At 66.8% G+C, this 20,439-nt stretch carries 21 protein-coding genes; 6 read left to right on the top strand and 15 right to left on the bottom strand.

Features of this window, described 5'->3' with window-relative positions; genetic code table 11:
* Window positions 1-179: 179 nt before the first annotated feature.
* Genes CXY78_RS03915 through CXY78_RS03905 form a run of 3 tightly spaced genes read right to left on the bottom strand, consistent with a single transcriptional unit; the run spans window position 180 to window position 2,247 of the window.
* Window positions 180-695 carry an ABC transporter permease gene (locus CXY78_RS03915; RefSeq protein ID WP_104088173.1) on the bottom strand — a complete coding sequence of 172 codons (516 nt, stop codon included), beginning with the start codon at window positions 693-695 and terminating at the stop codon, window positions 180-182.
* A gap of 6 nt (window positions 696-701) precedes the next feature.
* On the bottom strand, window positions 702-1,037 hold the full coding sequence (locus tag CXY78_RS03910) for an ATP-binding cassette domain-containing protein (RefSeq protein WP_104088171.1): 336 nt from the start codon (window positions 1,035-1,037) through the stop codon (window positions 702-704).
* Window positions 1,030-2,247 carry an efflux RND transporter periplasmic adaptor subunit gene (locus CXY78_RS03905; RefSeq protein WP_104088170.1) on the bottom strand — a complete coding sequence of 406 codons (1,218 nt, stop codon included), beginning with the start codon at window positions 2,245-2,247 and terminating at the stop codon, window positions 1,030-1,032. Before CXY78_RS03905 ends, CXY78_RS03910 begins: the two co-directional genes overlap by 8 nt.
* A gap of 202 nt (window positions 2,248-2,449) precedes the next feature.
* Here CXY78_RS03905 and CXY78_RS03900 point away from each other — a divergent pair, with 202 nt between their 5' ends.
* Entirely contained in the window at window positions 2,450-2,938 is a 489-nt protein-coding gene (locus CXY78_RS03900; protein ID WP_092340465.1) for a YajQ family cyclic di-GMP-binding protein, read from the top strand.
* A 207-nt stretch (window positions 2,939-3,145) separates the two neighbouring features.
* Here the strand turns inward: CXY78_RS03900 and CXY78_RS03895 are convergent, their stop codons facing one another.
* The 3 genes from CXY78_RS03895 to ubiE are packed head-to-tail and all read right to left on the bottom strand — an operon-like array spanning window position 3,146 to window position 6,386.
* Window positions 3,146-4,528, bottom strand: a complete 1,383-nt coding sequence (locus CXY78_RS03895) for an FAD-dependent oxidoreductase (protein ID WP_092340466.1) — start codon at window positions 4,526-4,528, stop codon at window positions 3,146-3,148.
* Window positions 4,529-4,575: 47 nt separating this feature from the next.
* Window positions 4,576-5,646, bottom strand: coding sequence for a polyprenyl synthetase family protein (locus CXY78_RS03890; RefSeq protein ID WP_233197255.1), 1,071 nt, complete (start codon window positions 5,644-5,646; stop codon window positions 4,576-4,578).
* A 29-nt stretch (window positions 5,647-5,675) separates the two neighbouring features.
* A complete protein-coding gene (gene ubiE, locus CXY78_RS03885) occupies window positions 5,676-6,386 on the bottom strand; it encodes a bifunctional demethylmenaquinone methyltransferase/2-methoxy-6-polyprenyl-1,4-benzoquinol methylase UbiE (RefSeq protein WP_092340468.1) in 711 nt (236 codons plus the stop codon).
* 94 nt (window positions 6,387-6,480) lie between these two features.
* Here ubiE and CXY78_RS03880 point away from each other — a divergent pair, with 94 nt between their 5' ends.
* The gene (locus CXY78_RS03880; RefSeq protein ID WP_233206076.1) at window positions 6,481-7,713 is read left to right on the top strand and encodes an isochorismate synthase MenF; all 1,233 of its coding nucleotides are present in this window, start codon (window positions 6,481-6,483) and stop codon (window positions 7,711-7,713) included.
* Between the two features lie 77 nt (window positions 7,714-7,790).
* On the opposite strand, the gene CXY78_RS03875 is transcribed toward CXY78_RS03880, so the two are convergent.
* Genes CXY78_RS03875 through CXY78_RS03860 form a run of 4 tightly spaced genes read right to left on the bottom strand, consistent with a single transcriptional unit; the run spans window position 7,791 to window position 11,109 of the window.
* Complete coding sequence (locus CXY78_RS03875) at window positions 7,791-9,308, bottom strand: 2Fe-2S iron-sulfur cluster-binding protein (protein ID WP_104088168.1); 1,518 nt, start codon at window positions 9,306-9,308, stop codon at window positions 7,791-7,793.
* Window positions 9,305-10,270, bottom strand: a complete 966-nt coding sequence (locus tag CXY78_RS03870; RefSeq protein WP_158253263.1) for an FAD:protein FMN transferase — start codon at window positions 10,268-10,270, stop codon at window positions 9,305-9,307. The genes CXY78_RS03875 and CXY78_RS03870 overlap by 4 nt, the downstream gene beginning before the upstream one ends.
* A 1-nt stretch (window position 10,271) precedes the next feature.
* Complete coding sequence (locus CXY78_RS21195) at window positions 10,272-10,676, bottom strand: hypothetical protein (protein WP_199181890.1); 405 nt, start codon at window positions 10,674-10,676, stop codon at window positions 10,272-10,274.
* Complete coding sequence (locus CXY78_RS03860) at window positions 10,663-11,109, bottom strand: hypothetical protein (protein WP_140425485.1); 447 nt, start codon at window positions 11,107-11,109, stop codon at window positions 10,663-10,665. Before CXY78_RS03860 ends, CXY78_RS21195 begins: the two co-directional genes overlap by 14 nt.
* A 121-nt stretch (window positions 11,110-11,230) precedes the next feature.
* On the opposite strand from CXY78_RS03860, the gene CXY78_RS03855 reads away from it, so the two are divergent.
* On the top strand, window positions 11,231-11,926 hold the full coding sequence (locus CXY78_RS03855; protein ID WP_104088163.1) for a response regulator transcription factor: 696 nt from the start codon (window positions 11,231-11,233) through the stop codon (window positions 11,924-11,926).
* 11 nt (window positions 11,927-11,937) lie between these two features.
* On the top strand, window positions 11,938-13,380 hold the full coding sequence (locus CXY78_RS03850; protein ID WP_233197253.1) for a HAMP domain-containing sensor histidine kinase: 1,443 nt from the start codon (window positions 11,938-11,940) through the stop codon (window positions 13,378-13,380).
* A 47-nt stretch (window positions 13,381-13,427) separates the two neighbouring features.
* Here the strand turns inward: CXY78_RS03850 and CXY78_RS03845 are convergent, their stop codons facing one another.
* The 3 genes from CXY78_RS03845 to CXY78_RS03835 form a co-directional block, all read right to left on the bottom strand.
* The gene (locus CXY78_RS03845) at window positions 13,428-14,291 is read right to left on the bottom strand and encodes a DUF4190 domain-containing protein (RefSeq protein WP_104088160.1); all 864 of its coding nucleotides are present in this window, start codon (window positions 14,289-14,291) and stop codon (window positions 13,428-13,430) included.
* 118 nt (window positions 14,292-14,409) lie between these two features.
* Complete coding sequence (gene menD / locus CXY78_RS03840; RefSeq protein WP_104088159.1) at window positions 14,410-16,134, bottom strand: 2-succinyl-5-enolpyruvyl-6-hydroxy-3-cyclohexene-1-carboxylic-acid synthase; 1,725 nt, start codon at window positions 16,132-16,134, stop codon at window positions 14,410-14,412.
* Window positions 16,127-16,600, bottom strand: a complete 474-nt coding sequence (locus CXY78_RS03835) for a PLD nuclease N-terminal domain-containing protein (RefSeq protein ID WP_092340477.1) — start codon at window positions 16,598-16,600, stop codon at window positions 16,127-16,129. Before CXY78_RS03835 ends, menD begins: the two co-directional genes overlap by 8 nt.
* 72 nt (window positions 16,601-16,672) lie before the next feature.
* On the opposite strand from CXY78_RS03835, the gene CXY78_RS03830 reads away from it, so the two are divergent.
* Window positions 16,673-16,990 (top strand): DUF4229 domain-containing protein, encoded by a 318-nt coding sequence (locus CXY78_RS03830; protein WP_092340478.1) that lies wholly within the window; start codon window positions 16,673-16,675, stop codon window positions 16,988-16,990.
* Here the strand turns inward: CXY78_RS03830 and CXY78_RS03825 are convergent.
* Window positions 16,964-17,956 (bottom strand): 1,4-dihydroxy-2-naphthoate polyprenyltransferase, encoded by a 993-nt coding sequence (locus CXY78_RS03825; RefSeq protein WP_369827242.1) that lies wholly within the window; start codon window positions 17,954-17,956, stop codon window positions 16,964-16,966. The genes CXY78_RS03830 and CXY78_RS03825 overlap by 27 nt on opposite strands.
* A gap of 69 nt (window positions 17,957-18,025) precedes the next feature.
* Window positions 18,026-19,165, bottom strand: a complete 1,140-nt coding sequence (locus CXY78_RS03820) for an AMP-binding protein (RefSeq protein WP_233206075.1) — start codon at window positions 19,163-19,165, stop codon at window positions 18,026-18,028.
* Window positions 19,166-19,444: 279 nt separating this feature from the next.
* On the opposite strand from CXY78_RS03820, the gene CXY78_RS03815 reads away from it, so the two are divergent.
* A complete protein-coding gene (locus tag CXY78_RS03815) occupies window positions 19,445-20,422 on the top strand; it encodes an RNA polymerase sigma factor RpoD/SigA (RefSeq protein WP_158252785.1) in 978 nt (325 codons plus the stop codon).
* The last annotated feature ends 17 nt before the right edge of the window (window positions 20,423-20,439 follow it).

Raw genomic sequence — 20,439 nt, 5'->3', positions numbered from 1 at the left:
TGGCGGTGGCCGCGGGGGTGGCGGTGGCCGCGCAGCCCGAGAGCAGCAGCACGCCGCCGAGGGCGAGGGCGCCGCCGAGGGCGAGGGCGCCGCCGAGGGCGAGGGCGCCGCCGAGAAAGGCGGTGCGGCGATTGAGTCTCAGCATGTCAGTGGTCTCATTTCGGTTCGTAAGTATGGATTTATTCGCCGCGCAGCGCATTAATGGGGGCGAGGCGGGCGGCCCGGGTGGCCGGATACACGCCGAAGCTCACGCCGATCACGATGGCGACACCGATCGACAGCGCGACGGCGGCCGGCGAGACGACGATCGAGCTGCCGATCACCCCCGGCAGGAGAAGTGCTGCGGCGACGCCGAGCACCGCTCCGAGCAGCCCACCACTGAGGCCGAGAATGGCCGCCTCGATCAGAAACTGCTGGCGGATGGCGCCCGGCGGCGCTCCGAGCGCCTTGCGCAGGCCGATCTCGCGGGTGCGCTCCGACACCGACACGAGCATGATGTTCATGACCCCGATGCCGCCGACCAGCAGCGACAGCGCGGCAACTCCGGTGAGCAGAATTGTGAGGGTCTCATAGACGGCCGTGGCGGTGCTGACCAGGGCGTCCTGGCTGCTGATGGTGAAGTCGGCGGCCGTGCTGTCGGTGATCGAGAGCAGGTTGAGCAGCGGCACTCCGCCGTAGATCAGCGGCAATTCCACGTTGCGTCAGGCTGGCAGCGACGACAACAGGTTGAAGCCCTGAAAGACGAAGCCGATCTGGCGGTTGCGAATCTCGGCGAGTTCCACCGCGTCGAGGTCGTTCACGTCGGTGCCGCCGAGGCGGTATTCGCCGCGGCTGAGGGTGTCGAGGCAGCCGAGCACGTTCATGATCGTGGACTCTCCCGACCCCGACGGCCCCATGATGGCGACGTATTCACCCTCGTAGATAGCGAGATCGATGCCCTTGAGCGCTTCGAATTCGATGCTGCCGGAACGGTAGGTCTTGCCGGCGTTACGCAACTCGATCACTGAGGATGCGGCATCCGTTTGTGCGTTATCCATTGTTCGCGCCTCCGGGCATCTGGCCGGCCGGAAAGTCGCCGGTGGGCATCTCTCCGCCTGGAAAACCGCCGGTGCGGTCGGTGCCGGCGTTGCCGCTGCCGGGGGTGAAGGTAGCGACAATGACCTCGTCACCCTCGGCGAGCCCCGCCGTGATCTCGGTGAGGTTGCCGACCGTCGCGCCGACGGTGACCGGAGTGGACACCTCGGTGCCATCGGTGTCTTTCACGGTCACAACGGATGCCCCATCCACGCTGGTCACGGCCGCACTCGCCACGGTGAGCACGTCGGTGCGGCGTTCGTACACGATCGCCGCGGTCACGGCGACACCGTCGAAGAGTCCCTCGGGCGTACCGGTGACGGCGACGACCACCGGGTAGGCGGCAACGCCAGTCGTGCTGGACGGCAGCAGGCCGATCTCGGAGACGGTGCCGAAGAAGGCGGTTCCGTCATCGAGGGAGAGTTCGACCTGGTCGTTCGCCGCGATGAGCGCGACATCCGCTTCGCCCACGGTGAGGTCGACCGTCCAGGCGTCGGTGCCGACGATCGTGAACGCGGCGCTGCTGGCGGTGGTCGTGCTGCCGGCTCCGGCGGCTGCTGTTCCGCCGGCTGCGGCGGCTCCGGTCGAACTGCTGCTGCTGCCCGCAGACACCACATCGCCCACGGCGACGTTCACGACGGTGACGAGCCCGGCGACCTGAGCGGTGAGGGTGACAGCGCTCTGCGCGGCCAGGGCCTCGTCGACTCCGTTCTGCGCGGTCGTGACGTTCGCCACGTTGGCCGCGATCTGGGCCAGGCCGGCCGTCGAACCATCGCTCGAATCCTGGCTGTCCGCCAGTTTAGCCGCGGCGCTCGCGAGGGTGGCGCGCGCCTGGAGCAGGTCGGCGTCGACGGTGAGGGTGTCGACGGCAGCGAGCACGTCACCGGCCGCGACGACCGTGCCGGCGACAACGTTCACTCCGGTGACGTTTCCAGAAGCTGCGAACGACACCTCTTCCTGCACGGTCGGGGTGAGGGTGCCGGTCGCCGAGACGCTCTGTTCCATGGTCTCGAGGCTCGCGGCCACGGTCTGGGTGACCGGGCTCGCCACGGCGCTCGTCGCCTGGGCTGCGATGATCCACCAGGTACCTCCGCCGGCCAGGGTGAGCACGATGACTCCGCTCAGCACCCACCAGCGGGCTCGTATGCGTCGGATTCGGCTGCGCAGTTTCATCGTTCTCCTCATATATGTTCACCGCCGCGGTATCCGTTGCGGCTAAGGCGAACCCAAGGAGCACGCCTATGCCCAAGGCCTCCACTGCATATCAATCGCCTATGAGCCACGCGAAAGCGCACGCGTTGGCGAGGACGGGTGCCCGTTTGAGCACTCCAATCGGGCACTTTTTGCGCCCTCGCGGGTCGGATACCATGGGGGAATGGCAGATTCAACGTTCGACATCGTCAGCAAGGTCGACCCGATGGAGGTCGACAACGCCCTCAACCAGGCGCATAAGGAAGTCGCGCAGCGCTACGACTTCAAGAACGTGGGGGCCTCAATCGCGATGAGCGGCGAAAAGGTGCTCATGAAGGCGAACACCGAGGAGCGCGTCAAGGCGATCCTCGAGGTGTTCGAGGCCAAGCTGATCAAGCGCGGCATCTCGCTGCGCAGCCTCGATGCCGGCGAGCCGTTCGCCTCCGGCAAGGAGTATCGCATCGAGACGACAATGAAGGCTGGCATCGACCAGGAGAATGCGAAGAAGATCAGCAAGATCATTCGCGATGAGGGGCCCAAGGGCGTCAAGAGCCAGATTCAGGGTGACGAACTGCGCGTCAGCTCCAAGAGCCGCGACGACCTGCAGGCCGTGATGGCCCTGCTCAAGGGCAAGGACCTCGACGTGGCCCTGCAGTTCACGAACTTCCGCTAGCCGGCGCTCCGCGGGCCACCGGGCCCACCTTCGGGAACCGGGACCAAGATAGAACATGGGCCCAGTTTCCGAGCCCGGACCCGGAAAGGTAGACGCGCGGGCCCGGAAGGGTAGACGCGCGGGCCTCCGGGCCCACCTTATGGCCGTGGGCCCAGTTTATAAACTGGGCCCGTGGACGGGGCCTGGGCCCCGTCCGAGGGGGGCGGGCTACTCGGCTCGGGAGACGGCCACCATCTCGTCGCGGTCGACGACCTTGATGCGGATGCGGCCCACGGCCTCACCGAGGGCGAGCTCGTGCTGGTCCAGGTTGTGCCAGCCGTCGAGGCCCGTGTAGCGAACGCCTCGCGCATCGAGCAGCTCAACGATGCTCTCCTCCGACGGCGACTCGGGCCGCCACCAGTTGCCGAGGTCGTTGATCAGGTGCTTGATGGTTTCCATGGCGTCACTCTTGGTGTGGCCGATCAGTCCCACCGGCCCGCGCTTGATCCACCCGGTCGCGTAGACGCCGTACATCTGCTGGTTGAACAATCCGCCGGTGCCGGCTGACGGGTCGCGGCGCAGCACCTGGCCTTCACGGTTGGGAATGACGCCGCGCTTCTTGTCGAACGGCACGTCGGGCAGTTCGGATCCGAAGTAGCCGACCGCCCGGTAGACGGCCTGAACCGGGATCTCTCGAATTTCACCCGTTCCGACGACGCCGCCGGCGGCATCCGTTGTGGTGCGTTCCCACCGAAAAGCCGCGACCCGGCCGGTGCCGTCATCGACGATCTCCACGGGCTTGGCGAAGAAGTGCAGGTGCAGGCGGCGGCTGGCCGTGCCGGACTCGCGGGCCCGCCAGACGTTCAGCGTCTTGTCGATCACGAAGACCTGCTTGTTGCTCGCAACGGCGGCTTTCGCGGCCTCGTCGTAGTCGAAGTCTTCGTCGTAGACGATCATGTCGACGTCCCGAAGCTCGCCGACTTCCCGCAGTTCCAGGGGCGTGAATTTAACGGATGTCGGCCCGCGGCGCCCAAAAATGTGCACGTCCGTCACCGGTGACGCCTTGAGTCCGTCATAGACGTTCGCAGGAATCTCGGTCGGCAACAGGTCGTCGGCGTGCTTGATGAGCATGCGGGACACGTCGAGCGCCACGTTGCCATTGCCGATCACGGCGATTTCGCGCGCCTCGAGCGGCCAGGTACGCGGCACGTCGGGGTGACCGTCGAACCAGCTGACGAAGTCGGCGGCGCCAAAGGAGCCGTCAAGTGCGGCGCCCGGAATGTTCAGGTCGGCGTCTTGTACAGCGCCGGTCGCGAAGATGACCGCGTTGTAGTGCTTCTTGAGGTCGTCGAGGGTCACGTCCACCCCGAACCGCACGTTGCCGAACACTCGAATATCGCCGCTGTCCAGCACCCCGCGCAGCGCGGTGATGATGCCCTTGATGCGCGGGTGGTCGGGACTGACGCCGTAGCGCACGAGCCCGTACGGCGCCGGCAGGTGATCGAACAGGTCGATCGAGACCTCAAAATTGCGTTCGGCCTTGAGCAGAATATCGGCGGCGTAGATGCCCGCCGGTCCTGCGCCGACGATGGCCAGTCTCAATTTGGTCACGGAAGATTCCTTACTGCTCGAGCATTCGGGGCACGCCCCAACACGCTCTAGCTGGAGCGCTCGACGATGGACTCGGCGAATCGGGTGAGTGCTTTCTTGACCGAACCGTTCGGCAACGGCGTCAGGGCGGCTACCGCGTCGCGGGCCCAGCCGTGTGCTTCGGCGAGGGTCTCAGCGGTGACGGCGTGCTCGCGCAGCGCGGTGATGGCCCTATCGGCGGCCTCCGTCTGCGCCGAACCGTCGACCATGACGTCGCGTTCCAGCCGGTGCAGTAGATCAGCGGATGCCCCATCACTCACGGCGCGCTCCCGCAACCGAAGCAGGGGAAGCGTGACGACGCCAGCCCGGAGGTCCGTTCCCGGCACCTTGCCGGTCTCCTGCGGCTGCGGCGACAGGTCGAGCACGTCGTCGATGAGTTGAAAGGCCACGCCGATCTTCTCGCCGAAGTCCACGACCGGCTGCTCGTACTCGGCCGGGGCGTTGGAGAACACCACACCGCCCTGGGCGGCCGCGGCGATGAGCGAACCGGTCTTACCGGCCAGCACCTGAATGTAGTGCTCGACCGGGTCTTCACCCGGGCGCGGACCGACCGTCTCCTGAAACTGGCCGAGCACGAGGCGCTCAAAGGTGGTCGCCTGCAGTTTGATGGCCCGTTCGCCGAGGCGGGCCATCAGCTGGCTGGCGCGGGCGAACAGCAGGTCGCCGGTGAGGATGGCGACGGAATTGCCCCACACGGTTTGGGCGCTCGGCACACCGCGGCGTTTGTCGGCGTCGTCCATCACGTCATCGTGATAGAGCGAGGCGAGGTGGGTCAGTTCGATGGCCGCCGCCGCCGTGATCACATCGGGCACAACGCCATCGCCCAAGTGCGCGGTGAGCAGCGCGAGCATTGGACGCACCCGTTTGCCCCCCGCGTTCAGCAGGTAGCGACTGGTGACGGTGGCAATTTCGTTGGCGTAGACCAGCTCGTCGATGAGCGCGGCTTCGACCTTTTCGATACCGGCATCAATGTTCGCGGCCAGGCCGCGGTCGGCGGGGGAAGAGAAAATGCGATCGCCGAGGCCCGCCTGGCTGGTCACCGACGCGCTGCGTCGAATCACGGGGGCTCTGGATTTCACGTAAGTTAGCCTATCGAGTTGATCCGGGGTCAGGATGCCGCGGGCTTGGTTCCGCGGTGCAGCGCCACGATGCCGAGTGTGAGGTTGCGGTAGGCGACGGCGGAGTATCCGGCCGAGCGCAGCCATCCGCTGAGCACCGGCTGGGTCGGCCAGGCCGCGATCGACTCGCCGAGGTAGTCGTAGGCTTCGGCGTTCGACGAGGCGAGGCGCACCACCCGCGGCATGACGTGATTGAGATACGCGAAGTAGCTCTGGCGCACGAGTGAAAGCGGCGGAGTGGAGAACTCGCAGATGACAACGCGACCGCCGGGCTTGGTCACCCGGTAGAACTCGGCGAGCGCCTTCTTCGGTTCGACCACGTTGCGCAGGCCAAATGAGATGGTGACGGCGTCGAACTCGTTGTCTTTAAAGGGAAGGGCGGTGGCGTCGGCCTGCACGAACTCGATGTTCGGGTTGTGCGCGTGGCGATTCTGGCCGACCTCAATCATGCCGGCCGAGAAATCGGCGGCGACGACGTGGGCTCCGCTGTGGGCGAGGGCCGCGCTGGAGGTTCCGGTGCCGGCGGCGATGTCGAGAATGCGCTCGCCAGCCTGCGGGCTGACCGCCTTGGTCGTCGCGAGGCGCCAGAGCGACGCGTTGCCGACCGACAGCAGCGCGTTCGTGCGGTCATAGTGGGCGGCGACCTCGTCGAACATGGCAGCCACCTGCGCGGGCCGTTTGTTCAGGTCTGCTCTATTCACCCCATCATTCTAGGATGCGAACGACCAGCGAAACTGCATGGTTGCCGGGGCACGGATTCGCATAGCTGCAGTGGCGCGGGCGTAGGCTACAGAAGTGAATGTGCAGGCCTTGACGGTCGAAACCTCCCCGATAGCCGATATCCGCCAACTGATCCTGCTGCTCGATGGCCGCTCGCCCCTGCTCTGGATGCGTCGCAACCAGGGTCTGGCCGGCATCGGCTGCGCACTGAGGCTTGAATTCTCCGGCACCACCCGCATGACGGATGCCGCCGCCGCCTGGAAACAGGTCGCCCGGTTGGCCACCGTGACCGACCCGCTCGCGCGCACCGGCACCGGGCTGCTCGCGTTCGGCGCTTTCGCGTTCGATGAGTCGTCTGTGCAAACCAGCGTGCTGATCGTGCCCGAGATCATCGTTGGCCGCGAAGATGGCCAGTGCTGGGTGACGCGCATCTGGGCGACCGGGCAGAGCGCACCGGAGAACCCGCTCGCGCTGCATCCGCTCGGCGACGAGTATCGCATCGCCTTGCTGCCCGGAGCGCTGCCCCCCGACGGTTTTCGCGCAGCGGTCAGCTCGGGCATTGAGCACATTCGGGCCCAGCAGGTCAATAAGGTTGTGCTCGCCCGCGACCTGGTCGGGCGGGTACCAGCCGAATCCGACCTGCGCCGCGCCATCACCAAACTCGCCCTCGGGTACCCGGACTGCTGGACCTACGCCGTTGACGGCCTCATCGGGTCGAGCCCGGAGACCCTCATTCGCGCCGACCACGGTTCGGTCAACGCCCGCGTGCTGGCCGGCACGATCTCCCGCGGAGCGGATGCCGAGGACGACCGTGAGGCGGCACTGGCCCTGGCCACCTCCTCGAAAGACGGCGACGAGCACGAGTTCGCCGTGCAGAGCGTGCTCAAGTCGCTGCGCCCGCACACCTCGGTGCTCGCGACGAGCGAGATTCCGTTCACCGTGAAGCTGCCGAACCTGTGGCACCTCGCGACGGATCTCGAGGGCACCCTGAGCGACGGGTCGACGTCGCTCGACCTGATCGCGGCGTTGCACCCGACCGCTGCGGTCGCCGGAACCCCCACCGACCAGGCACTGAATCTCATTCGCGAGCTCGAACCGTTCGACCGCGGCCGCTACGCCGGGCCGGTTGGCTGGGTTGGCGCCGACGGCGACGGCGAGTGGGCGATCGCCCTGCGCTGCGCCCAGGTTGCTCCCGAAGGCGGCATCACCGCCTACGCCGGCTGCGGAATCGTGCTGGACTCCGATCCGGAACGCGAGCTCGCCGAAACGAAGATGAAGTTTCGCCCCATCGTGGAGGCCTTCGGCTGACTCCAGCCCCACCCCCGCCGCGCGAGGGGTCGCGAATCGACCCAAGCGAGCGATTTGCGCCCCCCGCTTTGGCGAACCTAGATGTTCAAGACCAGCGCGGGCGTCTGCGCGCGCGAGACGCAGGGGTACATCACACCGAGGGCGTCCTTCTCGGTGTCGTCGAGTATCGAGTCCAAATGTTCGGGAATTCCCTCGACCACGCGCACCTCACAGGTGCCGCAGATTCCCTTACGGCAGGAGCCCAGGATGGGCACGCCATGGGCTTCGAGCGAGTCGAGCAGGTTCTCCTCGGCGGTCACGGTAAATTCCACGCGGCTCTTGCGGCAGGTGACCTGAATCGGCGTGGCCGGCCGGGCCGCACGCTCGAGGGGAATAAACCGTTCGAGGTGCATCCGGTCAGCAGACACTCGCGCCGCCACGGCGTCCATGAGCGATTCCGGCCCGCAGCAGTAGACCTGAGCCGCGGCGGTGAGGGGCGGGCCGCCGAGAACAGAGTCGAGGTCGAGTCCGCCCAGATTCTCGTCACTCGCGTGCACGATCACCTGCTCGGGGTGCGATGCTTCGAGTTCGGCCACGAACGCCATGGTCTGCCGGCTGCGCCCGGCATAGATGAGCCGCCAGGCGCGCCCGGCCGGAAGCGACTCGATCATGGCCTTGATCGGCGTGATGCCGATTCCTCCGGCGATGAAGAGGTAGTCAGCGGCCGGTTCCAGCTCGAAGTGATTCATCGGCCCAGAAACCGACAAGCTCATGCCCGGGACGAGATTTTCGTGGATCCACGCGCTGCCGCCCGCTGACCCGCCAGTGCGCAAAACTGCAATGTCGTAGTGGTGGCGATTTGCGGGGTCGCCGCAGAGCGAATACTGATTCTGCAGGCCGTTCGGCAGGTGCAGGGTGACGTGCGATCCCGGCTGCCAGATGGGCAGAACACCCCAGTCCGGCAGTTCCAAGCGGATGCCGACGACACCGTCTGCGACGGCCGTCGCGCTGGCCACGACCATGGTGCGGAGGGTCGATTGCAGCGGGGCCGCGGAGGGGGCGGCATCCGTTCGCCGGGGTGTGCCGCCGCGCTTGCCGGCGACGATGCGCAGGATTACGGCGATCGCAGCGACCGAGATCAGTGCGATCGAGACAATTTTGTACCAGAGCGTGCCGACGTCGGTTCCGGTGAAACCAGCGTGAAAGGAGATGAGCAGCAGGGCTGCATAGCTGGCGTAGTGCAGGCCCTTCCAGAACTTTCGCGGCAGTCGCTTGAGCATGAGGGAGGACCCCTGCACGGCCACGAGCAGGTAGAAGGCGAGGATACCGAGGGCGACCGGCAGTGGTCTGAACGCCGTCGCGAACGGCACGAGCACCTCAGACGGGGTGAACGACAGCCAGGAATCGATCATGAGCGACACCATGTGCAGGCCGACCATGACCAGAGACGAGCCACCCAGATAACCGTGCAGGTCCTGCAGCCAGGCGGGGTTGTCTATTCGCCGCATGACGCGGGTGGACAGCAGGATGCCCCAGAGCACGGAGGCGGTCATGAGTGCCCAGGCGATCATGGCGCTCGCGCGGGAGATATACCACCAGAGGTGTGGATCGTTCATTGGTACCGGTTCCAGTTCTCGGAGGCGGTGGGGGCACCCATGTGATCGACGACAAGGCCGGCCGCGCCGACCGTGGGAAGCCAGGCCAGGTAGTCGGCGGTGGGCCTGAGAAATCCGGGCTTGGTGAGGGTTTCGGCGCGGGCGCCGGTAGCGGCGATCACCGACACTGTTTGAATGTTCGTGGCCGCACTGTCATGGGTGCGCGGGTCGAGGATATGGTGGTGCTCGCCGGCTGTCGTCGTGAAGCGTCGTTTACGCTGGCTCGATGTCGCCAGCGCGCCGGTGCCGAGGCGAATGATGGCACAGTAACCGGCGGGGTCAAAAGGGTCTTCGACTCCGAGCCGCCAGGCCTGGCCGTCTGCACCCTGTCCGGAGACCGCAATATCCCCTCCAATCTCGGCGAGTGCGCCCCAGGCGCCCTCGTTCATCGCCAGCTCGCAGACCAAGTCCGCGGCGAGCCCTTTGCCGATACCGCCGGCATCCAGTGTCGTGCCGCGCGGCATCCGCACTGTCGTTCCATTGATCTGGATACCGGCCAGGTCACCTGGCGAACGGGCCGTCAAAGGCACGTAGGTGACCCTGCTTGGATCAACGGTCGACGCTGAATAGCCGGCCTCAAGCAGGTCGGGCAACAGCGTGGAATCGTAGTCGCCGCCGGTCAGTTCAGCGCCCGATTGCATGGCACGAATGAGACGCACCGTTAGCTGGTCGACCTTGATTTGACGCCCCTCCGACCAATTCAACCGGGTGATATCGCTGTCGGGCACGAATCGACTCCAGAGCTGCTCGACGCAATCGGCGAGCTCGAAGGTCGCATCCAGCAGGGTAGCGGATGCCCCGACCAGCGTGATTCCTGCGCTCCCGCCCATAAGCGGCTGCCGACGTGACAGCGCTCCCGGCCAGGTTCCCGTTCCGGTGAAGACGGCGCGAACGGCGTCGCGGGCGATGGAGTCGGGCGCCACGTCAGCCACCTGACCCGCCAGACGAGGCCGCGACGGGGGCCGGAGCTGGGGCCGGGGCCGGTACCGACGCGGGAGGTGCCGACGCGGGAGCCGGCACGACGGGCGCTGCGGCTGCTGGCGCTGCGGCTGCCTGGATCGGTGCTGCCGGAGCCGCCGGGGCTGGCGCCGGAGCCGCCAGCTCGGGTGCCGGCACGGCCGGTGCGGCGGAAGCGGGGTCGATGGGCGCCACCGCCGGCAGGACCGTAGCCACGTCGGTCGGCGAGGTGCCCGCTGTGCTGAGCGTCGCGTCACTGGCTGCCGCGCTGATCTGAAATCCGGCGACCATGCCTACGAGCGCAAGCGCGCTCGCCGCCCCGGTGATGTTTCGAGCGTGACGGGCCGGCCGACGACGCTTAGTCATCGTCATCGCTGCCCCCATCGCTGTCGTCGTCGTACTCCGAGGAGCCGCCGGCGTCGTCCTCGTCGTCGTCGTTGTAGGTCCCGGTGGCACCCGATCCGCCCGACGTCGCGTCGACGGGTGCACTCGGCGCTGGCACTGCCGCCGGTGACGGGGTCGTTGCTTCCCCGGAGGATTCCGCGGCTGGTTCCGCCCCGGCATTCGAGCCGGCCGGTCCCGGCACCTCTGGCGACGGAGTCCCGCTGGGTTCCGCCATCGGACCCGCGGTGGGCGCAGGCAGCGGCGAAGTCGTCGGCGTGGAAACCGGTTTGAGAACGGTGGTCGCCTGGCCGACCAGCCCGACGGGCGCAAGGGTCAGGGTGTCCGAGTTGACGGCCATCGCCGCGCCGGCCGTTCCGAGTACCCCGATGACCGAGAGCACCATGATCATTTTTGATTTCATGGTTTGAGACTACGAAATCGTCGGTAAACGCCGGCCCGGCGAAGATCCAAGGTTTGTCCAAGAAATCCGACCCGGACCGGCCTCGGCGGGCCACGACCTGCGGGGCCGCCAGACTAGGGTAATGCGAGTTCTAGTGATCGAGGATGACGCCGCCGTTGCCGACGGTCTGATCGACGGACTCAACTACGCCAACTTCGAGACCTTGCGCGTCGCTACCGGCGGGGCCGGGCTAGCCGCCCTCGCCACGTTTCGCCCAGACATCGTGTTGCTCGACCTTGGCCTGCCGGATATGGACGGCACCGACGTGTGCCGCGCCATCCGCTCGAAGGAACAGACCCCGATCATCGTCGTGAGCGCCCGCGACGATGAAATGGACCGCGTGATCGCACTCGAAATCGGTGCCGACGACTATGTGGTCAAACCGTTTGGCATGCGCGAGTTGGTCGCTCGTATTCGCGCGGTGTCGAGGCGCACGGCCAGCCCCGAAACGGACGCCCCGCCCGCCACCGAGCGCCGCTTCGGCCCGCTCGTCATCGATACCCGCGCCCAGCGGGTACTCCTCGCCGACGAGCCCGTGCATCTCACGGCGAAGGAATTCGATCTGCTCGTCTACCTGTCCGATGAGCCCGGGGCCGCGCTGCGTCGGGCCGACATCCTGCATGACGTCTGGGACACCAACTGGTACGGAACGACCAAAACGCTCGACGCCCACATTGCAGCCATTCGTAAAAAACTGGGCGATCCCCGGTGGATCCAGTCCGTGCGCGGTGTCGGATTTCGTTTTGAGCAGCCGACCCTCGCCGAGCCGAACCGATGAAGTGGCGGCTCATGGCGGCCTTCATTTCCGTCACGCTCCTCATGCTGCTCGTGCAGGACGTACCGCTGAGCAACTACCTGCGCAGCGTTGAACGTGACCGCATCATCACCTCGCTCGAGCGCGACGCGTTTGTGCTCGCCGGGCGCAGCGAAGAGGCCCTGGAATCGGCAGTGACCGCCGACGACGCCGCACTGGCGACCCTTGCCCGAACCTATCGCGGAGCCGGCGGCGCCCGAGTAGTCATCGTGAACCCGGCCGGAACGGCAATCGCCACGAGCGACGATGACCAGTCCAGCATCGGCAACGACTACGCCTCACGGCCAGAAATCATGGGTGCCCTCGGCGGGCAAATCATGTCGGGCAGCCGATACTCCGACACGCTTGAACTCCAGCTGCTCTACGTCACCGTGCCCGTATTCAGCGGTGACCGGGTCTTCGGCGCGGTGCGGTTGACCTACCCGGAGCAGGTGATCAACGATGCCGTCAACGATCAGCTGCGGCTGCTCGGCATCGTTGCCCTGACGACGGTGCTCCTCGCCGGCATTGTCGGCTACATCTTCTCCAGCTCAGTCACTCGCCGGCTCAAGCTCCTGAAAGACGCTACTGGGCGGCTCTCGAACGGCGACCTCAGCGCCCGCGCCGACGAGACCAGCGGCGCCCCGGAGGTTCGGTCGCTCTCACGCTCCTTCAACGAGATGGCCGAACGGCTCGACACGCTGCTGCAGGAACAACGACGGTTCGCGGCGGATGCCTCGCACCAGCTGCGCACGCCGCTCACCGCCCTGCGCCTCAAGTTGGAACGAGCCGGCAGTCTGATGGCTACCGACCCGGCGGGGGCATCTGATCGTCTGGCCGCCGCCGAAGCAGAAGCCGACCGGCTCGGCACCATCGTCGAAGGCTTGTTGCTGCTCAGCCGTACGGAGGGTCAACCGACGACACTCGTGGCCGTCGACCTCGCGGAGATTGCTCGTGAACGGGTCGAGCAATGGCATCCGCTCGCCCAGGAATCCGGGGTCACAATTCGCTTCGACGGCCCGGCCACTGCGCTCGTGTCGGCGGTGGCCACCGCCGCGGAACAGATTCTCGACAACTACCTCGACAACGCCCTCTCGGTCAGCCCCGGCAACAGTGTGATCGTCGTCCGCGTCACTGAGAACAAGTCCGCTGCGCGGCCGGACCGCGCCGGTCGTTCGCACGCGGCGCCCCTGACGGAAACGGTGCAGCTCGAGGTGCTCGATGAGGGTCCCGGCCTGAGCATCGAGGAGTGCTCGCGCGCGTTCGACCGGTTCTGGCGGGCCCGCTCCGACAGCACCGGCAGCGGACTCGGCCTTGCCATCGTTGCGCAGCTGGCCAAAGCGAGCCATGCCACCGCAACGTTGACGCCGCGCGGTTCGGGCGGACTCACCGCCTCCGCCACCTTCATGGCCGCCCGGCCGGCGCCTGAAAGCGGGTGAACGGTTGCCTCGGAGTTCCTGAAGCAGCAGCCCACCCGCTCTCGCGGCTACTTCCAGCGCCAGGAATCGATGGCGGCGGCGATGATCTCCTCCCCGTTGTCTTCGGGAATGACGAAGGAGATCAGGAAGAACTTCACCGGCTCCCCGGCTGACTGGTATATGTCCGGGGCGAAGACGGTGAGGAACGCCTTGGTGCGGGTGTTCTCAGCGGTGCTGATCATGCGGGTGAGGTTGGCGTCGACGCCGTCGAGGGTGACGGCTTCTTTCAGGCTCGTTACCTCGCCGGCTTGGGGAAAGTAGCTCTGATTCAGAAACTCGACCATGTCGTCGAGGCTGCCGCCGGGCACCCAGTCGTCGGTGCTGGCCACCGCCACCGGCTCCACCAGTACGCTCCCGAGGATGCTGCCCACGCCGGTCTTGTGGATGACGCCGTCGGCATCGCGTTCACCCCAGAGTTCCAGGGTGGTGATACAGGCATCCGTCTTCTCAGCGGATTGGTTGCTGAGAAAGTCGCCCGGCCCGTTGAAGGAATAGCAGGGCGTGATGACGGGCTGGGCATCGGTGAGCACAGCCGTGCCGATACCCGAATTCACCAGCGCGACCACGACCACAATGGTCACGAGCACGTTGGCCAGCACGGCCAGGGAAGATCCGATCAGGCCCGCGAGCCCGAACGATCTGCCGCCCGGCCTGCGCATTGCCAGGATTCCGAGGATGATGCCAGCGACACCCAGCAACAGTCCTAGAATCGGAATCCAGCCGATGACGAAGGCGCTGATGCCCACGATGAGCGCCGCCAGAGCGAGGCCGCCACGACGTGTCGGTGGGTGTGGTGTTTGTCCGGGTGTCTGCCCGGGCGCGTACTCAGGGAGGCCGCCGGTCTGCGGAGGCCCCTGGGGCGAATCGGTCATCTGGTCCTCCCGGCATCCGTGTGTCTTCAACGGTACCAAGCGGCCGCCTGAGCATCCGCTCGCCACAAATCTGTGGATAACTCGCCCCAACCTCGCGAGAGTGGAGATAGCGGCGCCGCTAGCGAAGGAGAGGCACCTCGAGGATCGTGGGACGGGTGGGGGCACCGGTGAGGGCGCGCTCCAGGTCGGCTCTAGTCGCGGCGAACTCGTAGTCCCAGCCGTAGGCAGCGGCGAGCGACTTCAGGTCCACCTTCCGCGGGGTATACAAGACCCGCTCCATCGCCTCAGCGGGAGCCGTCGCGGCTACCTCGAGGCCGTCGAAGATGCTGCCGCCACCATCGACGCCGACGATGACCTGCAGCCGGGGCTCGGCTTCGCCCGGGGCCAGCAGCAGCGATCCGACGTCGTGCAGAAAAGTGAGGTCGCCCAGCAGAGCCCGGGTCACGCCCGCCGAGCGCGGTTCCGGTTCGGCCTGGCTGGCCAGCGCCACACCGAGCGCGGTGGCAATGGTGCCATCGATGCCAGCCAGACCCCGGTTGGCGCGCACGGTGATCTTCTTGCCTGGCACGCGCTTGTCGGCCTCGCGAATAAGCCGGGACGCTCCGAGCACGAGCCGGTCATGCGGCCAGGATGCCCGCCACACCGCGTCGACGAGCAGCGCCCGGGTGAGCGGCGCATGCAAGACGGCCAGTTCGGCACGGGTGATGCCGCGCTTGTCGATCGGCACCCGGCCTTCGCCAGCCGCCGCCTCGGCGAGGGCACGGCTGGTCCTGACCCACCGGCCGAGCCATTCGCGGCCGGCCGGTGTGCGTGCGACCGCAGTGCAGGCGGCATCCGCTCCGACCGAGCGGGTGAAGGCGCGTGCAGCGTGGCCCGGGTTGTACCATTCGAGGCCGGTCGGGGCGACGACGATGGTCTCGACGCCGTCGCGCATGATCAGGGCCGGAATCTCCCGGCTGAGGGTAGGGTGCCCGAAGACGATCACCCGTTCCACCTCGCCGCCGAGGTCGACAGCGGCGAGCAGCTCGCGGTAGTGCACGATCAGGTTCGGCCCGAATCGGGCGCCGCTCGAGACTTCGGCCAGCAGCGGCCAGCCGCCGGCGTGCGCCAGCTCTTCGGCCGCGGGCCCGGCGCCGTCGCCGGCCACGACCACGGTGCGCGGCCCCGGAGCGAGCAGCATGGCCGGCCCGTCGGGCAGCGCGTCCGGCCCGGCGGCAGGCTCAGCCGCGGCCCCAGCGGGAATCATCGGCAGTCCGACCGGCACCGCAGCCGACAGCGGCTCGCGAAAGGCCAGGTTGAGCTGGGCGGGGCCGGGAGCTGCGTTGACAACGCCGGTGGCAGCATCCATCGCCTGCCGGGCGAGCGCCACGGCGATGGTGGCCTCATCGGGTTCGCCGACCGGTGCCGGAACGTCGAGGCACAGCCGGGTGGCAACCCCGAACAGGCCAGCCTGCACGGTGGTCTGGTTTGAGCGGATGCCGCGCAGCTCGGCCGGGCGGTCGGCCGTCAGCAGAATCATCGGCACTCCGGCATGGTGGGCTTCGAGCACGGCCGGGTGCAGGTTCGCGACGGCGGTTCCCGAGGTCACCACGACGAGGGCGGGCAGACCGGTCTCGAGGGCGAGGCCGACGCTCAAAAATCCGGCGCTGCGTTCGTCGGTGCGCACGTGCAAGCGGATGCTCCCGGCCCGTTCCAGCTCAGCCGCGGCCAGGGCGAGCGCCTGCGAGCGAGCGCCGGGGCACAGCACGAGGTCACGCACGCCGAGCCGAACGAATTCGTTCAGGAGGGCGACGCTGAAATCGGTCGCCGGGCTACGGGGGTTGCGGGTGGACCGCTCAGGCATCCCGACGGCCAGGCTGTTCGCCCTCGCCCGGTTCGTTCTTCTTCTTCGTCGGGTCAACGCCGGCCGTACCAGCGGTGCCACCCTTGCCCGGCGTCGGGTCGTTCTTGTCGAGGTCCGCGAGGTCCTGCTCCATGCGACGGATGCGCTCTTGCTGGTCTTTTTCGTTGAACGGACGGTTCTCGCCGCTGTCCGTCTTCACGCTGCCGCCGTTGTTAAGACCACGCAGGAACTCTAAATCGTCATCCGGGGCAACGGAACGAAAGGACCGCGTGGTCGGGGTGGCGCGGCCGTGGCCGACGAGCAGCCAGAGCAGCGGGCCAATCAGCGGCACCAGCACGATGACGAAAATCCAGACCCAGCGCGGCAAGCCGCGAATGCGCTTGCGGTCGAACACAGCACACTCCACGAGGGTGTAGACGGTGAGGATGACCAGGGCTAGTCCTAGTCCGATCAAGAGCTTGGGCATAACTAGATTGTAAGCCGTTTGACCGTGAGAGACATGTGCGCCCACTCAGCCGCGGCATTCTAAGCTAGATCCATGAAATCCGTGGCCCCCTGGCTGTACTACTCCGTGTTGCGCGTCTTAATGTTTGCCGTTCCACTGGCGATTCTGCTGTCTCTGGGATTCTGGCCCTGGGCATCCGCTGTAATCGCCGCCTTGATCGGGCTGTGCCTGTCGTACCTGTTGCTCGGCAAATCGCGTGAGAGCGTTGCGCGCGACCTCTACAAAGCGCGGCACCCCGACAAGGAGCCGGTGAACCCGGATTCCGAGATCGAGGACTCGGCGTTGAACGCCGCTGAGCAGCAGTCCAACCCCGTGCAGGCCAACTCAGAACGCGAAAGCAAGTCCCAGTAGCAGCCCGTAGGCCAGCGCCGCGAGGCTCGTCAGTTTGAGGGCGAGGATGAGTTCCTTTGCCGACGTCGCGGTGATGGTGATGAGGCAGGCGGGCAGGGCCAGCAGCAGAACGAAGAACGTGAAGATTCCGAGCGGGTAGACCAGGCTGAACAGTCCGGAGATCACGAACGGCAGCAGCAGGAAGACGCAGAACACGACCCGGGAGGCCCTACTGCCGATGCGCACGGCAAGGGTGCGCTTGCCGGCGGCCTTGTCGGGCACGATGTCGCGCAGGTTGTTGACCATGAGCACGGCGCAGGCGATCAGCCCGATGGCGACGCCGCCGAGCACGCTCTCGGTGGTGAAGTCGCCGACCTGCACGTAGGTCGTGCCAGCGGTGGCGACGAGGCCGAAGAAGACGAACACGAATAGTTCGCCGAGGCCGAGATAGCCGTACGGCTTCTTGCCGCCGGTATAGAACCAGGCGGCGGCGAGGGCGACGACTCCCACCAGCAGCAGCCACCAGTACTGGGTCAGAATGACGAGCGTCAGGCCGGCCACGGCCGCGAGGCCGAAGCAGACCAGCGCGACGCGCAGCACGGTGCGCGGGTTGGCGACACCGCCGCCGGTGAGCCGGGATGGCCCCACGCGAAAGGCGTCGGTGCCGCGAATACCGTCGGAGTAGTCGTTGGCGTAGTTGACGCCGATCTGCAGCAGCAGGGCCACGGCGAGCGCGAGGAGCGCACGCACCGGGTGATAGACACCAGGGCCACTCGCGACGATGGCGGCGCCGGTGCCCAGCAAAACAGGAGCGATGGCGAGCGGCAGGGTGCGCAGGCGGGCACCGGAGATCCAGTCAGAGGCCGTCGCCGGCTTCACCTTCGCCGGCCCCTTGCGGGGCGGTCCGTTCTTATACGCCGGGTGGCCCGATTTGCCGCTGCCCGCGGCCTTACCGGTCTTTGGAGCGCGAAGATCAGCGCCAGCCAGTGTCGCCTGGGGGTTCAATCGTTGTTGTTTGGGCCTGACCGGCCGAGCTCCTTGTGCCACGCCCCCATGCTACTGGCCACTCACGTGCAAAGCGGGCAGCTGCGCGGTCAGCGCTCTGCGGTCGGGCTTGCCCGAGGTCAGCATCGGAATTTCCGCCACCCGCACGATGCGCGCTGGCCTGGCCGCGCGCCCCAGCGCCGCCACAACGGATGCCGCCACCCCGGCATCATCCGCAGCCTCCCCGGCCACCACCACGACCGGCACCTGGCCCCACTTCTCGTGGTCAACACCGATCGCAACGGCCTGTTCGAAACCCGGGCATGAGCGCACGACGCGTTCGACGGCATCCAGGGACACCTTTTCCCCGCCGGAAATGATCACATTGTCGGCCCGACCGAGCACCGTGACGCGTCCGTCGACGATTTCGCCGAGATCGCCGGTGCGATACCAGCGCACGCCGTGCTCCAGCTGAAACCGGTCAGTGGTGCGCGGGTCATCATCGAGGTACCCCTCGGCGAGCACCGAACCGGACAGTTCAAGCTGCCCGTCCACGACCCGCACGAGGGTGTCGCCAATCGGCACACCGTTGTAGATGCAGCCTCCAGCGGTCTCTGATGAACCGTAGGTGCGCACGACCCGCACGTCTTGCTCGGCCGCCCGGGCGATCAGATCGGGTCGAATCGCCTGCCCGCCGACCAGAATCGCGGTGAAGCGACGCAGCACGGCCAACAGGGCCGGGTCATCCGCTGCGTCGAGCAGGCGCGCCAGCTGCACCGGAACCAGCGCAGTGTAGCGCAGCGGCTCGGTCATGGTCTCGGCCAGCCGCTGAAATTGCTGCGGATCGAAGTGACCAGGCGGCAACACGACGGGGCTGGTTTCGGATGCAATTGAGCGCACGAGCACCTGTACCCCGGCGATGTAGTGCGCGGGTAGGGCGAGCAGCCACTGGCCGGCTCCGCCAAGGGCAACGGCCGAGGCAGCGGCGCCGGCGAGCAAGGCGTTGGTGGCGAGCATGACGCGTTTGGGTGCCCCGGTCGATCCCGAGGTCTCGATGACGACGGCGACTCGCTTCGGCACGTCGCTGAGAGTGACCGCGGCACTGCCCACCGGCACCGGCAGCACAGCCGGCCCGCTGCCGGCGAGCGCAGCTCGCAACACGGTCAGAAAGTCGAGCGGATGCTCCGGCGCCAGCGCCCGCAGCGCCCTCACGAGTGCGCTGTCACGGCCCGGAAGCCCGCTGAGAAGGGTTCGGACACCTGTTCGCTCATGGTGTCAGCCTACGCGGCGAGGCTGCCGACATCTCAAATTTTGCAACTCGTAAGATTAGGGGTTGAGAAGACGAAAAAACCTCAGGTACTGTGGACCAAACAAGAAGTCAACCCCTTGTCATCCACCCCGTTCGGGGGTGTACTAATGACTTGGAAAGTACGGGGAGGTCGCCATGAAAAGCACGAACGGCAGCACGAGCAAATGTGGGGGCACAGAGCCATGACAAACACCGTTCAGGAATCACGCACCACGACCGCCACGCCTCGTCGCACCGTCTCCCCGGGTAATTACAACGCCGCCTCAACGGATGCCTTCGGCGATTACCTGCGGCGCATAGGCAAGGGGAGCCTGCTCAACGCCGAGCAGGAAGTCGATCTGGCTCGCCGCATCGAGGTCGGGCTGTTCGCCGAGGCTCGGCTGCTGCAGGGTGTCGGTACGCGCGATTCGGCCGACGAGCGCGAACTCGCCTGGCTCGTGCATGACGGGCGCCGTGCCAAGAATCAGTTCATCGAGGCCAACCTGCGTTTGGTCGTGAGCATTGCCAAGCACTACTCCGGTCGCGGTGTGCCCATCATGGACCTCGTGCAGGACGGCAATATGGGGCTCGTTCGCGCCGTCGAAAAGTACGATTTCATGACCGGCTACAAGTTCTCTACCTACGCCACCTGGTGGATCCGCCAAGCCATTCACCGGGGCATGGCCGACAAGTCGCGCATGATCCGCATCCCGGTGCACACCGCCGAGAAACTCAACAAGATCAAGCGCATCCGGCGCGACCTGACCAGCGTGCTCGACCGCGACCCCACAGCACGCGAAATCGGCGAGGCCGCCCAGCTTCCCGTGCGCGACGTGCTTCGACTGCTGCAATATGACAACGAACCGATCTCCCTGCACACCCCCGTCGGCGATGGCGCCGGGGACATGGCCGAGCTCATCATTGACGATGACCTCCCCCAGCCCGACGAACACGCCACTCTGACCCTGCGGGCGGCAGACATCCGCTATTTTCTCGACACGCTGCCGCCGCGGGAGCGTTCCATTCTGAGGGCCCGGTTCGGCCTCGACGGCAACGAGCCGCGCACCCTCGACCAGATCGCCCATATCGAGGGAGTAACTCGGGAGCGGGTGCGGCAAATTGAGAAGCGCGCCCTGGCCCTGTTGCATGTACCGCGGCTGGAGCACTACCTGAGGGACTAAGGCGCCGACCGCACCGA

The organism is Cryobacterium sp. N19 (genome assembly GCF_002929595.1).
Taxonomy (GTDB): Bacteria; Actinomycetota; Actinomycetes; order Actinomycetales; family Microbacteriaceae; genus Cryobacterium; species Cryobacterium flavum.
The sequence above is the reverse complement of the archived record's forward strand: the minus strand, read 5'-3'. Positions and strand labels throughout refer to the sequence as shown.